Raw genomic sequence first — 14,090 nt, 5'->3', positions numbered from 1 at the left:
CCATAAGAGCAGCAATTCAAGATGGTTGCGTGCCTCGTCCATCACCGACACTTGAGTCCCGGCTGCACAGGGTTCAAAATGAAGGCAGGGTCACCAAAGCGCACCGCATCAAATCCGCCGCCTTCCTCGCACGTCCGTTCCCCACCGATCTGTCGAAATTCCCGGCGAGACGGAACGGACCGAAACCTCCAGGTTTGGTCCTGGTCTGGCCGATTGATCAGGCCCTGAGGCGCTCATCAGGATCCAGATCACCTGCGCGGCTAAAGCACGCCCTTCGTCTTCAATTCGCGCGCTGCCTCTGCGACCGCCGCCAGAGTTTGGTCCACCACTTGGCCGTCATGCTCCCCCGACATGAACCACGCGCCGCGCTCGAGGGCACGGACACCTCGGCGCAGCAAGGCGGTTGTGAAGGCCACATACGCTGACCTGTTCATGCGGGCGAGTTCGCGATAATCGCGGGCCGGTCCTTCGAGGCCGAAGGCGACGTGGAAGATCGCTGGAAATCCCGTGACCACTGCCTTCACGCCGGCATTCGCAAAGGCCTCTCTCATCCCCTCCATCAGGCGTGTGCCATGCCGATCAATGGTGGCGTAGAGCGACGGCGTCAGCGATTTCAGTGTCGCCACGGTTGCCGCCATCGCGATAGGTTGTGCGTTGTAGGTACCGCCGTGAACCACGCCGCCATTGGAAAACATGTCGAGAAGGTCTGCTCGACCTGCGATGGCCGCAACCGGAAAGCCATTGGCGATGGCCTTGCCGAAGGTCGCAAGGTCCGGGGTTACGCCGAAACGCTCTTGCGCGCCGCCCGGGGCGAGACGGAAGCCGGTGATCACCTCATCGAATATGAGTATGGCGCCGTTTCGCGTACAGGCCTCACGCACGCCTTCGAGGTAGCCGGGAGCGGGATGAACCGCGCCTGCGTTGCACATGGCCGGTTCCATGATTACGCCGGCGATGTCGCCCTTCGCGAGGCGCGTCTCCAGGAGCGCAAGATTGTTCCAGGGCAGGATGACGAGGTCGTCGGCCGAGGTCGCCACCTGGCCCTTGCTTCCCGCCACCGCGACCGGCGCCTCGCCGGGGCCTGCTGCGTCTAGCGCGGGCGCTGTCGACCATAAGACGTTGTCGAACCAGCCGTGATAATGTCCTTCGAACTTGATGATCTTTCGCTTGCCGGTCGCGGCGCGGGCAAGGCGCAAAGCTGCCTGATCGACCTCCGAACCCGAACTTCCAAATCTCATGCGCTCGGCGCAAGGAACTAATTGGCATACCAGTCGGGAGGCCTCGGCCTCGATGGCGGTCTGGCCCGCGAACAGAATGCCTTTCTCGACTTGCGCCACTACCGCATCGCACACGGCCTGCGGGCGATGCCCCAGGATCATCGGGCCCATGCCGAGGTAATAGTCGATGAGGCGATTACCATCGACGTCGTAGAGATAGGGACCTTCGCCGCGCTCGAAAACGAGGGGTGTCGGCGAGATGTTCAGGCGAAAATTGCTGTTGACGCCTCCGGCGATCCATTGGGAATTCTTTTTGATCTCGGCTGCCGATCGTTCGAATGACAGGGGCCGAGAAGAGCCGGCAGGTTCTGCTTGCGCTTGAATGGCCAAGACGCCGCTCCTTATGTGCGTGACAGTCACAACAGGCCCGAAGGTGGGTTTCAAGTAAATGGCGCGTGGTTTCGCGGGGCGAAAAAATGCGGTCCCCGATGTCGACTAGTCCGCGCTTCGGATGACTGCGACGCATTCGATCTCGTATCGCAGCGAGGCCGACAGGCAGTTGGTGATCGTGGTGCGGGCCGGGTAGGGGTCCTTGAAGAAATCGAGATAAATGCGATTGAAAGCTGCGATATCCTCCGCATCCCGCACGTAGTTCCGCGTCTGCACCACATGCGCCAGGTCGCCTCCTGCGGTTTTGAGAACCTTTTCGAGGTTGGCGACGGAGCGCCGCATCTCGCCCTCGAATGTGTCTGAGACGATCTTGCCGGTGGGATCCACCGATGCCTGTCCCGAGACGAAGATGAGATTGCCGACCCTGGTCGCGGGGCTGAAAGGCAAATGCGAACGCGGCGTGTCGGCCTCGGTCGGATACTCGATCATTCTGGTCTCCACGGCGGGTCGAGCGGAAAGATGGGACGGCGGATGCGTTCATAGGGAAGCAGCGTAAGATCGCTGGCGCAGGGGCCGGCCGTCGCGACGGTGTAGCTCGCGGCCGCGATGGGGTCATACGCTCGCCTGTGCGCCACCGCTGCCTTCACGCCGATGACCGCCAGGTCCTCCGGAATGATCCCCTGGGAACGCAGCTGCGCGAGGTCGAAGGGCGGAGTTTTGCGGCTCGTGATGAGCACCGTGACCTTCCCGCCCACGGTCACAACGGCGGAAGGGCCCATGTTGAATGCCATTCCCTGCGAGGCAGCCAGATGGCTGTTGCGGTCTTCCAGCGAGAATCGACCGTCGCTGAGGCTGACCAGGGTGGCGTTGATTTCCACCGGCTCGCCGCCTAGTTCGCTTCCTTTGCCGCCCACGGCGATCCGCCGTGTTTCCCCGGGCTTCGTGTCCTGAAGGGCCTTCACCGCTTCCGGATCGGCGATTGCCACGGCGGCGTTGCCGATGCCATGGCGAAGCAGGCCGCGCAGCACCGCCGTACCATCGCCCGGAGCGCCGCCGCCGATATTGTCGGACGGTTCTACGATGATAATCGGGCCATCGGACGCTTCCGCTGTCCGGGCCAACACCTCATCAAGATCCCATTCCTTCGGCACGCCGAACTCACGCAAGCCGATAGCGGTTTCGACCATTTGGTCCAGCGCTGCCTCTGCGGCGGCTCTTTCTCCGACAGTGACAAGCGAAAACGAAACTCCCGCGTCGGGCACGTCCGAAAACGCGTAACCGGCAATGACGTTCATGGCCCAAATCGACGGATCGGCCGCTTCGATGTCGCGGGCCAATTGCTCAAGATCGCGCATCGGCCGGTCTGCCGTGCCGGTGCCGGTCGGCGGCCAGATCACCGGGGCGGTCTTCGACAACATGGAGGGCATGATGGCGGTCGCGAGGGCACGGCTTAGAAGGCGCGCCGAGCGTACGGCTGAATCGCGCGCATCCGCGTGCGGATTTTCGCGGTATGCCACGAGGCCGTTCGCGTGCTGTGCCATTTGGGCAGTGAACGTGGCATGCAGATCGAACACCCCGAAGAGCGGAAGTGCCTCCGCGCCGGGGATCCGCCGGATACGGGACAGCAACTCGCCTTCCGGATCCTCGCATTCGCTCGTCACCATGGCGCCGTGGAGCGCGAGCCAGATGCCGTCGAGCCCGGCACTGGTGGAAAGAGCTTCCCGCAAGCCGGTTTCGAGTTCCGTCCAATAGGTTTCCAGCACGCTGTGCTCGACTGTTCCCGACGGCAGCGCGGTGAATTCGACGATCGGGATCACCTCCCAGTCTTCGCCCGCGGCCACTTCGAGGAAGCCGTCGATGGTTGAACCGTCGCCCCAACGGTCAAGAATTTGCTGTCCCCGGCGGGTCGTGAAATCGGCGAGTCCCGTGACGCTCGATACAAAAGTGTGGGTCTCGTGAAAAAGACCAGCCAGAAGAATACGGCGACGTGTCATGCGGTTGCTCGCCCGGTGCTGGGGGAATCCGAAGGTGGGCCGGAAGCAGCCGAGATTTCGGTGGTAATCTCGGCCAGGCGGGCGACCAGAAGGCCACCCAGCCGAGCGACGGTCTCGTTCGAAAACCGTGCTGCCGGGCCCGCGATGCTCACGGCGGCGATAACCTCCCCGAGTGGATCGAAGATCGGTGCCGCCACGCACACTCCGCCCGTTTCGTTTTCCTCGAATTCGGAGGTCCAGCCGACCGCCCGACATTCTGCGAGAACTGCTTCGAGAATCTCCGGGTCCGTGATGGTCCGGTGCGTCGATGCAGGCAGGTTTCCGAGGCTGTAGATCGTCTGTCGAAATTGCGCCGGGTGGTAGGCAAGAAGCGCCCGCCCGCAAGCGGTGGAATGATAAGGGGCGCGAGTGCCTGCATAGGAAGACACGCGCAAGTTCTGGCTGCCCTCCAGGCTCTCGACGATGAGACTGTCGGTGGGGCCTGGAAGAGCGAGGTTCACGGTCTCCCGCGTCAGGGCGCAAAGCCTGATGAGGTGAGGGCGCGCCACACTCGATATGTCGAGGCGGCGCTCGACCGCCTTGCCATAGCTCAGATGCTGCAGGCTCAAACGGTAAGCGCCGGCCTTTGCATCCCGCTCGGCGAGACCGACATCGACGAGCGCGCTGACGAGATTGAACGCTGTCGTCTTGGCGAGCCCCGTCGACATGGCGAGGTCTCGCAACGACACCCAGGAGCCCGCGGCCATCGCGTCCAGAAGAGCCTTGGCGCGACCGATGGATTGAATACGCGCCTCGACAGGTGGCGACCCGACCGGATCGGCCCGTTGGTGGGCTCCCTCCTTCAGCGGTATCGGCTTCATCGCTTCGCCAGCCATCTGAGAAGAGCGTTCCATATGATTGAATGCATGCTGGTGACGTAACTGAAACAAGTAAGCACCTTCGCATCGCTCAGGGCAAGGGGGAATTCATCCAGAATATCGAGTCACGACAAGTAAATAGAGTTGACAAGGCACCTCCTGATCCAACTACAATTGTCGCGGACAAACACCTATCCCATATGGTGGAACGTTCGCGTTGCGGCTTTTGGCGCAAACCAGCGGAACGGAGTCGTGAATGCGTGTCTTCGTGGCGTCCCTAGCAACCGAGACCAATACGTTCTCGCCGCTCTTCGTCGATCGGTCCGCTTTCGAATCCGCCTTCTATTGTCCTCCCGGCGCGCATCCCGACACGCCGACCCTCTGCTCGGCCCCGRTGGTCGCCGCTCGCCGACGCGCAAAGGCGGGTGATTTCACGATCATCGAAGGGACGGCCACCTGGGCCGAACCAGCGGGACTTGTTTCGCGCGAAGCCTATGAAAGCCTCCGCGACGAAATTCTCGATCAACTGAAATCCGCATTGCCTGTCGACGTGGTGCTGTTCGGCCTTCACGGATCGATGGTCGCGCGGGATTACGATGATTGCGAAGGCGATCTGCTCGCACGGGCCCGAACGATTGTCGGCAGCTCAGCCATCGTCGGGGCCGAACTGGATATGCATTGCCACTTGACCGACCAGATGATCCAGGCCGCGAACGTCATCGTAGCGTTCAAGGAATTCCCGCATACGGATTTCCTCGATCGCGCCGAGGACCTCGTCGATCTCTGCCTCCGTGCTGCGAGAGGTGAGGTGAGGCCGGTGAGCGCCGTCTTCGATTGCCGCTCGATCTCGGGCTTCATGACGAGCCGCGAGCCGGGGCGCAGCTTCGTCGACCGCATGAAGGCTCTCGAGGGCCGCGACGGTATCCTCAGCATCTCCATTGCGCACGGCTTTCAGGCGGCCGACGTGTACGATGTGGGCACGAAAGTGCTGGTGATTGGGGACGGTGACGAATCCAATGCGAAAGTGCTGGCTGAGCAGCTCGGTCGTGAAATTCTCTCCTGGGGTGCTGGCGGCGGCACCCCGCGCCACTACAAGCCCGAAGAGGCCATTGCGGAGGCACTGGGCATAGCCGGTGGGCCAATTGTGCTTGCCGATCGCTGGGACAATCCGGGCGGCGGCGTCGCGGGCGATTCAACCGTGATGGTCGAGGCGCTGCTTCGCCATCCCGACATTCCCGCGGCGATCGGCGCCTTGTGGGACCCTGTCGCCGTCACCTTCTGTCGTGCGGCGGGAGCCGGGAGGACGATCTCGCTGCGGTTTGGCGGCAAGGCCGCCGCAACCTCCGGACCGCCTGTCGATGCGCATGTCCGCGTGCGCGCCATCACGGCCGATCTCCTGGTGCCATTCGAGCAGAGCTTGGTGTCCCTCGGACCCGCGGCCGCCATCACCATCGGCAATCTCGACGTGGTTTTGTCCTCCACCCGCGCTCAAACATTCAGCCCGCATGTCTTCACGGATCTCGGCATCGATCTGACCCAGAAAAAGATCGTCGTGGTGAAATCGTCCAATCATTTTCATGCAGCCTTCGCGCCGGTCGCAAGGAGCATATTCTATCTCGACACCGGGGGGCCTTATCCCTCTGACACGGCGAAGATCCCCTACACGAAGGCGCGGCGACCGCTGGCGCCGCTGGACCCGAACCCATGGCTGTAGCCGACCTCGACCGATCTCCGCTGCCGCGTCTCGACCTGCGGCTGTTGGAGGACCATGTCGTTGACCCGACAACCAAGGGTTTTCCGCTCGATGCACCGGCGATGTGCGTCCGCGATATCGGCAAACAAGGATGGAGCTTGCTCGACGGAGACCTTCCGCTGCCGCTGGCGATCCTCAAACGCGATGTTTTGAAGGCCAACAGCCGGTGGATGTACCGCTTTACGGCGGAGAACGGGCTCGTCATCGCACCGCACGGCAAGACCACGATGGCGCCTCAGCTTTTTGACCAGCAGATCGCTGACGGCGCCTGGGCGATAACTGTGGCGACGGCGCAGCAACTCGCCGTCTGCCGTCGATTCGGCGTGAAGCGCGTGATCCTCGCAAACCAGCCGATCGGCGCGCAATCGATTGATGCGTGTTTCGAGGCGCTTCGAGCGGACCGCGATTTCGAACTCTATTGTCTTGCCGACAGCACGGCGGGTGTCGCGCTCCTCGCAGAAGGTGCCAAGCGCCATCCGCCGACCCGAGGAAACCCGCTCCGGGTGTTCGTGGAGATCGGCTTCATGGGCGGAAGAGCTGGAGTGCGAAGCCGCACCGATGCGCTTGCCGTGGCCCGTTCCATCGCCGCGACGCCCGGGCTCACGGTTGCCGGGTTCGAATGTTTCGAAGGCTTGCTGCCGGATGCGGCCTCGGCGGACGGCCTGATCGAGGAAGTCGCCGCAATAGCAGGACTTGCGAACGAGGAAGGCCTGCTAGCGCCCGGAGAGCCAATGATCCTGACCGCCGGCGGCTCCGCGTTCTTCGACCGGGTCGGCGAAAGATTGCGGGCGGTGTCGTTCGACCGGCCCTTGCTGAAAATCCTTCGCTCGGGTTGCTACCTGACACATGACGACATCGGCTATGCCGCGGCGTTCAGACGGATCACGACCGAGACGACCCTTCGCCTGCCCGAAGGTGGACTGGAGCCCGCGCTCGAAGTCTGGGCCTACGTACAGTCGCGACCGGAAAGCGGCCGCACGATCCTGACCATGGGCAAGCGGGATGTGAGCTATGATTCCTCACTGCCGGTGCCGGTGCGGTGGTATCGGCCGAATGGGACGATGGAACGTCCGGAGCAGATGCCGCGGGGCCATGTGGTCATCGCCCTCAACGATCAGCATTGCCATCTGGGCACGCCCGGGGAAAGCCCGCTTCGCGTCGGCGACATGGTCGGTTTCGGCATCGGACACCCTTGCACGACCTTCGACAAATGGGCGCTGCTCATGATGGTCGACGAGGATTACCGCGTCGTGGATGGCGTGAAGACGTATTTTTGAAGGCGGGAGAGGATAACGAAAAAACAAGGTCCGATCGCGGGCAACGATCGTTCCGATCCTGCGACAAGGATATCGATCGGCCGAATGCGGACCAACAACCAGGGAAGGTAACATCGATGAGCAAGCGCGGAGACGATTACATCGTTCAGCCTGTCATGAAGGCCCTGCAGGTTCTCGAGCATGTGGCAAGGCAAAGCCACGACGTCACGCTGACGGAGATCGTTTCCGAACTGAAATTGCCAAAGACGACGGTTTTTCGGTATCTCCAGACCCTGTCCGCCGCCTCATTTCTCCATCACGACCAAAAACGGGACCGCTACGGCGTCGGAGCCCGGTTCCGCGCACTGGCGAAAGCCGACAAGAACCTCCAGCGTCTGCGGGTTCTCGCCCAGCCGGAGATGCTGGGGCTGATGCAAACCTTCAACGAAACCGTCAATCTGGGCATCCTGTCCGATCGCCACATCGTTTATGTCGACATGGTCGAGCCACAGCGAAATGGGCGCATCCACGCGCGGGTGGGGGACCGGCATCCGGTCCACTCGACGTCTCTCGGCAAGGCCATCGCGGCGTTCCTGCCGGAGCCTCGCCAGGACCTCTTCGCCGAGGATGCGCTGACGGCCATGACGGTCAAGACGCTGACGAGCGCCAAGGCGCTGCACCGCCAGATGGACGACGTGAGGCAGCGCGGCTACGCCATCGAAATGGGAGAGAACGAAGACGGCCTGATGTGCATCGGTGTTCCGTTTCTGGACGGAGCGGGCTACCCCATCGCCGCGATGAGCCTTTCGGCGCCCGAGCGGCGCATGAAGCCGGAGGTGACCGTGCATGCGGCGGAGGCCTTGAAATCGGCCGCGCGGAGGATTTCGATCAAGCTCGGCGCTCGCTTCGAAGACGGTTCGGCCAGTCTCTCCGGGCATGAGCTTTCGTGAGTAGGGCAATCGCCGCGCGCGTTGTTCCGCAAGGCGAAACTGCATATCCTTGACACCAAAATTGCCGATTACTAGCCTGACTTTACGAGTGCCCAAAGACAACGTGATCGGACACAATGTAATCTCGACGGTTCTACTTCGGGGGTATGGATGACACGGGCAGACAGGCACCGACTTTCGATCAGAACTCTATCCCGTTTCCGGCCGGGAGAACCGGCATGAGGATCGCCGTCATCCATGTTTCGCAGGAAACCAACGATTTCAACCCTGTCCCTACAACGTTGCGGGATTACGAGGCTTTCGGAATTTTCGAGGGCCGCGACATTCTCGAAAAGCTCCGCGACCACGGGCAGATCGGCGGGCATCTGGAGGCTGTAAGGGAGTCCGGCCTCGATATCGAGACGGTTCCGATCATTCGCGGCCTCGCAGTGGCAGGCGGTCGGATCACGCGAGAAGCCTTCGACTTCTTTGCCGACCGCATCAGGACCGGTCTCGAATCCGCGGGTCCCATCGATGGGCTTGCGCTGCAACTTCACGGCGCTTGCGCGGCCGAGGGGATCGACGACGTGGAGGGAGCACAGATCGAGCTCTGCCGGTCCATCCTCGGCAAGGACATTCCCATCGTGCTCGGCCTCGATCATCACGCCAATGTGACGCAAAAAATCATCGACCACAGCACGGCGATTGTCGGCCATCGCACGCAGCCCCACGACCCCTTTGACACGGGCAAGATCGGCACCGAGCTCCTTCTCAAGATCCTGACCCGGGGCGCCAAACCCGTCATCGCGTGGCGGAAGATACCGCTTCTGTCGCATCAGGAACAGTTTCTGACGTCCGGCGGTCCGATGAAGATATGGTTCGATCGCGCCCGGAGCATGGAAAAACACCCGCGGGTCCTCCAGGCGTCCAATTATCCCATGCAGCCCTGGCTCGATGTTGCCGAAGGCGGCTGGTCGACGATCGTCGTTACCGACAATGATCAGGCACTCGCCGAGAAACTCGCAGACGAGCTTGCAGATCTGGTCTGGTCAATGCGTGACGATTTCCAGGTCAAGGATGCGGTGCCGATCGACGAGGCCGTGCGGATGGCGGACGAGGCAAAAGAAGGTATCGTCGTTCTCAGCGACACCGGCGACACCGTATTCGGCGGCGCTGCCGGCGACAGCAATCTGATCCTCGAGTCGATCCTGCGCCTCGGCATCAAGAGTCGCACGCTGATCCCGATGATCTCGCCGGATGCCGTCGCGACTCTGGTGGAAGCCGGCGAAGGTGCGGAGGTGACCTTGCTGCTCGGCGGGTCCGCCGCCCCGGCGTTTTTTACGCCGCTGCAGGTGACCGGCATCGTCCGCAAGATCGGCGGTGGTGTCATCGATCTCGACTACAACCATCAGAGCTTTATCGACATGGGACGCACGGCCGTTTTCGAAGTCGGCCCCGTCACAATGCTGATCAGCGAATTGCGCGGAATTGCCGGCAACGTGCCGGGAGTCTACCGCGCGTTCGGGATCGAGCCTTCGGATTACAAGATAGCGGTTCTGAAGACGGCTTCGAACTTCCAGTATTTCGCGCCGCTCACCTCGCAGCTCATCCGCGTAGACACGCGCGGGCCCGGTCAGTCGGACGTGTTCACGCTTCCGTGGAAACGCATTCCGCGCCCGGTCTATCCCCTCGATCCCGTTGTGGATTGGCGGGACGTTGCGCGGGGCAATGCGGCCCGCTCTGTCGAGACTAAAAACGTCGCGTGATCGATCCGCCATCAACGCACATTCGAGCAGGAGTGCAGTCACATGAGATTCGGTTTCCCACACCCATCCCGGCGTCTGCTGCTTCTTGCCGCGGCAACATTTTTCACGGCGGGCACCATCGCTCCACTCGCGACGGTGGAAGCGGCAGATCTCAAGGGGGGTCGGATCAGGGTCGCGGTCCTGCTCGACATGACCAATTTCGACCCGATGCAATTCTCAACAAACAACTTCCCCCTGATCAAGAACCTCTATGACAGCCTGATCGAATACACGCCGGACGGTAAAACCGTTCCCAGCCTTGCCACCGAGTGGAAGATTGCGCCCGACAACAAGTCAGTGACAGTCACGCTTCGCAAGGGTGTCAAATTCCACAGTGGAACCCCCTTCAACGCGGAAGCGGTCGCGGCGACGCTGAAGAAGGCTGCCGACCCGCAGAAGGGGAAGAACCTCTATGCCACCATGTCGTTCGTCAAAGACTGGAAAGTCGACGACGAATCCACCATCACGCTGAATTTCAACGGCCCGGCGCCGGAGCGCCAGATCACCGACCTGCTGCAATTTCTCTGCCCGATAGACCCAGCGGGCATCGACACCGTCGAGACAAAACCCGCGGGAACCGGAGCCTAGACGCTGGGCGAACGGGTGGTGGGGCAGCGCATCCGGCTCGTCGCCAATCCCAATTACTGGCGCGAGAAGGAGCCAATTTCGAACGAGGTGGTGATCACCATCTTCAGTGAGGATGGGGCAGCGACCGCCGCGCTCGAATCGGGCGCCACTGATATCATCTATGGCGGAACCGCAAGAAGCGCCGTGCGCCTCAAGGATGCGGGCTACCAGGTCATCCGGGGGCCCGGACCGCTGGTCCAGGTCTTCCGTATCAACTCAACCCGTGGCCCTTTCCGTAACCACAAATTTCGCCAAGCATTCAATTACCTGATGGATCGCAACGGGATCCTGAAGGTCGGATACGCCAATCTTGGAGAAGTGGTGGCCCTGCCGTGGGCGCCGGCAGGCCCCGCCTTCGATGCCACCTACAATGAAAAATATGCGTTCAATATCGACAAAGCCAAGGAGTTGCTCGCAGCCTCCGGTCTCTCCGCCGCAGACATGTCCAACTGGAAGCTTCTGGTCAACGGAACCGACGAGTCGGCCGTCGCCATCAGCCAGGTGGTTCAGGGATCCCTCGCGAAAGCCGGCATCACTATCCAGCTCGACGTGCTTCAGGGGGCAGAGTTCGTCGACGCGCTGCTCAAAGGCCGGTTCGATGCGGTGTTCGGCGCAGTCGGCAACATCCAGAAATTCCCGACCCGCGTGGCGACGAACAGCATTTACCGGACCAACAACAATCCGATCCTCGGAACGCCGCACCCCCATCCGGAATATGTCGCTGCCATCGAGCGGGTCAATACAGCCTCCGGTCCCGGCGCGGACATCAAAGGCGCGTACGACAATCTGAACAAGGTCATGGTGGAGGCGGCATTCGCCATTCCGACAAATTCCTACGACACCGGGCTGATTGCCGCCGCCAAGAACGTCGGCGGATTCACCCTCGACATGGACAATCTTCTCGTGGCCCGAACGATCGGTTTCAAACCTTGAGAGGCGCAGATCCGGCGCGCCACCGTGGTGCCTTCGCATGACCGCACCGGTCCTTTCCGTTCGTGGATTGGAGGTCGCCTTTGGAAAGGGCGACCAACCGGTGCAGGTCGTGCGCGGCATCGACTTCGACGTCTACGCCAACGAGGTTCTTTGCATCGTTGGTGAGTCAGGATCCGGCAAAAGCGTCACGGCCCTGGCGATTTCCGGCCTGCTGCCGGCGAATGCAACGGTGCGGGGGTCGATCGTTCTCGGTGGAACGGAGGTGATCGGCGCCGATGCGGAACAGTTGCGGAACATGCGGGGAGAGGAAGTCGGTTTCATCTTCCAGGACCCGACCACCACCCTCAACCCCGTTCTGCCCGTGGGCCGTCAGGTCACAGAGGGGCAGGTGACTCACGGAAGACTTTCCAAACGCGAGGCTCCCGCTCGCGCAGTTGAGCTTCTGCGCGAGGTCGACATCGCAGACCCGGTCGGTCGGGCGAAGCAATTTCCCCATCAATTTTCCGGCGGGATGCGCCAGCGCGCCGTCATCGCCATGGCGATGGCCGGAAAGCCGAGACTCATTCTCGCAGATGAGCCGACGACGGCCCTCGACGTCACCGTGCAGGCGCAAGTGTTGTCGGTGCTGGCACGGCGTCAGGCTGAAACCGGCGCGGCGGTCGTCCTCATCACGCACGATCTCGGCGTCGTCGCGGAAGTGGCGCATCGCGTGGCCGTCATGTATGGCGGCCGCATCGTCGAGACCGGACCGGTCGAGGAGATATTTCGAAATCCGCGCCATCCCTACACGGCCGCATTGCTGCAGAGCATTCCGCGGATCGACACCGGCGACAAGCGGCTCGATCCCATCCCCGGTCATCCGCCGAACCCGAGCGAGTTGCCGACCGGCTGCACGTTTCATCCCCGTTGTGCGATCGGACATGATCGCGTTCTCTGCTGGATCGAGGATCCCGCGTTGCGCAGCGTCGGCGTAGCGCGGTCATCAGCATGTCATTTCCCGGAGGAAACGCGAGCATTCGGGCTTCCGGCCGAGCCCCTCAGCGAAACGGTCCAGGCGCCCATGGCCAGGGAGCCCCTGCTAGTGGTGGATCGACTGCAAGTTCATTTCCCCGTCAGGGCGGGCATTTTCAAGCGAACCGTCGGGTGGGTGAGGGCGGTCGACGGCGTCAGCCTGACGGTGAATCAAGGTGAGACGGTGAGCCTGGTGGGCGAGTCCGGCTGCGGCAAGACCACGACAGGACGTGCCGTCATGGGTCTGATCAAGGCGACGGGCGGCGACATCCGATTCGACGGGCAATCGATCAGAGACCTGGGCCGCGCCGGGCTGCGCAAGGCACGCCGGCAGATGCAGTACGTGTTCCAGGATCCCTATTCATCTTTGAACCCGGTTCTGACAGTGCGCGATATCGTTGCCGAACCCTTGCGCATCCACGGGATCTACGACGAAATGGGAGGTGACGCGCGGATTGCCGAATTGTTCGACATGGTTGGATTGGCGCGCACCATGCTGGATCGTTTCCCGCGCGAATTCTCCGGTGGGCAGAAACAGCGGATCGGTATTGCCCGGGCACTATCGCTGCAACCGCGCCTCCTGATCCTCGACGAGCCCGTTGCGGCCCTCGATGTGTCGATCCAGGCGCAGATCATCAACCTGCTGCAGGACCTCCAGCGCGAACTTGGCCTTTCTTACCTGTTCATCGCCCACAATCTGTCGGTCGTCCGGCACATTTCGGACCGGGTGGCGGTGATGTATCTCGGTCGGATCGTCGAGGAGAGCAGCCGGGACGGGTTGTATGATTGTCCGACCCACCCCTATACGCAGAGTCTCCTGTCCGCCGCCCCGGTTCCAGATCCCGTCGTTCAGCGCAGCCGGCGGCGGATCGTGCTGCAAGGGGAAATCCCGAACCCCGCTTCGCCGCCGCCGGGCTGCCCCTTCCATCCCCGTTGCTTCCGCGCCAGCGCGCGTTGCGCACAGGAGATGCCGGCATTCGTCCCCTATCCCGGAACGCCGACTTACGTTGCCTGCCATCACGCCGGCCCGCTCGATGCAACCGGAGTGCAAGTGCGCGGTGCGTCGAGCGGGTTTCGATCCATGGAGGCGGCATCATGAGCAGATTGAAACGTATCGCGGCTCTCACCCGCCTGCTGATGTCGCGGAAGGGTGCGCTTCTCAGCCTGCTCTTTCTCGCGGCGATCTCGGGTGCTGCCATCTTTGCCGATATCCTGCCGCTTGACGCCTTTTCGCAGGATCTCGTCAACGCTCTCGAACCACCGTCGGCTGCGCATTGGTTGTCAACGCTCTCGAACCACCGTCGGCTGCGCATTGGTT

At 62.2% G+C, this 14,090-nt stretch carries 9 protein-coding genes and 2 pseudogenes; 7 read left to right on the top strand and 4 right to left on the bottom strand.

What is annotated here, in order from left to right; genetic code table 11:
- Positions 1–260 precede the first annotated feature (260 nt).
- The 4 genes from AC1DVM_RS19810 to AC1DVM_RS19795 all read right to left on the bottom strand — a co-directional run bounded on the left by AC1DVM_RS19810 (position 261) and on the right by AC1DVM_RS19795 (position 4,476).
- Positions 261–1,607 carry an aspartate aminotransferase family protein gene (locus tag AC1DVM_RS19810; RefSeq protein ID WP_477257271.1) on the bottom strand — a complete coding sequence of 449 codons (1,347 nt, stop codon included), beginning with the start codon at positions 1,605–1,607 and terminating at the stop codon, positions 261–263.
- A 105-nt stretch (positions 1,608–1,712) separates the two neighbouring features.
- Positions 1,713–2,096, bottom strand: a complete 384-nt coding sequence (locus AC1DVM_RS19805) for a RidA family protein (RefSeq protein WP_477257269.1) — start codon at positions 2,094–2,096, stop codon at positions 1,713–1,715.
- On the bottom strand, positions 2,093–3,601 hold the full coding sequence (locus tag AC1DVM_RS19800) for a M81 family metallopeptidase (RefSeq protein ID WP_477257267.1): 1,509 nt from the start codon (positions 3,599–3,601) through the stop codon (positions 2,093–2,095). The genes AC1DVM_RS19805 and AC1DVM_RS19800 overlap by 4 nt, the downstream gene beginning before the upstream one ends.
- Complete coding sequence (locus AC1DVM_RS19795; RefSeq protein ID WP_477257265.1) at positions 3,598–4,476, bottom strand: IclR family transcriptional regulator; 879 nt, start codon at positions 4,474–4,476, stop codon at positions 3,598–3,600. Before AC1DVM_RS19795 ends, AC1DVM_RS19800 begins: the two co-directional genes overlap by 4 nt.
- Positions 4,477–4,714: 238 nt before the next feature.
- Here AC1DVM_RS19795 and AC1DVM_RS19790 point away from each other — a divergent pair, with 238 nt between their 5' ends.
- From AC1DVM_RS19790 to AC1DVM_RS19760, 7 genes and pseudogenes are all read left to right on the top strand, one after another.
- Positions 4,715–6,172 (top strand): M81 family metallopeptidase, encoded by a 1,458-nt coding sequence (locus AC1DVM_RS19790; protein WP_477257263.1) that lies wholly within the window; start codon positions 4,715–4,717, stop codon positions 6,170–6,172.
- Positions 6,163–7,488, top strand: a complete 1,326-nt coding sequence (locus tag AC1DVM_RS19785; protein WP_477257261.1) for an alanine racemase — start codon at positions 6,163–6,165, stop codon at positions 7,486–7,488. Before AC1DVM_RS19790 ends, AC1DVM_RS19785 begins: the two co-directional genes overlap by 10 nt.
- Positions 7,489–7,604: 116 nt before the next feature.
- Positions 7,605–8,417, top strand: a complete 813-nt coding sequence (locus AC1DVM_RS19780) for an IclR family transcriptional regulator (RefSeq protein ID WP_477257259.1) — start codon at positions 7,605–7,607, stop codon at positions 8,415–8,417.
- Positions 8,418–8,635: 218 nt separating this feature from the next.
- Positions 8,636–10,162 (top strand): M81 family metallopeptidase, encoded by a 1,527-nt coding sequence (locus AC1DVM_RS19775; protein WP_477257257.1) that lies wholly within the window; start codon positions 8,636–8,638, stop codon positions 10,160–10,162.
- Between the two features lie 42 nt (positions 10,163–10,204).
- Positions 10,205–11,761, top strand: a pseudogene (locus AC1DVM_RS19770) (ABC transporter substrate-binding protein).
- A 37-nt stretch (positions 11,762–11,798) separates the two neighbouring features.
- Positions 11,799–13,871: an ABC transporter ATP-binding protein gene (locus AC1DVM_RS19765; RefSeq protein ID WP_477257255.1), complete on the top strand. Its 2,073-nt coding sequence runs from the start codon at positions 11,799–11,801 to the stop codon at positions 13,869–13,871.
- Positions 13,868–14,090, top strand: a pseudogene (locus AC1DVM_RS19760) (hypothetical protein); the annotation flags it as partial. The gene AC1DVM_RS19765 and the pseudogene AC1DVM_RS19760, both read left to right, overlap by 4 nt.

This window comes from Microvirga sp. P4_A5 (assembly GCF_056402495.1).
The sequence above is the reverse complement of the archived record's forward strand: the minus strand, read 5'-3'. Positions and strand labels throughout refer to the sequence as shown.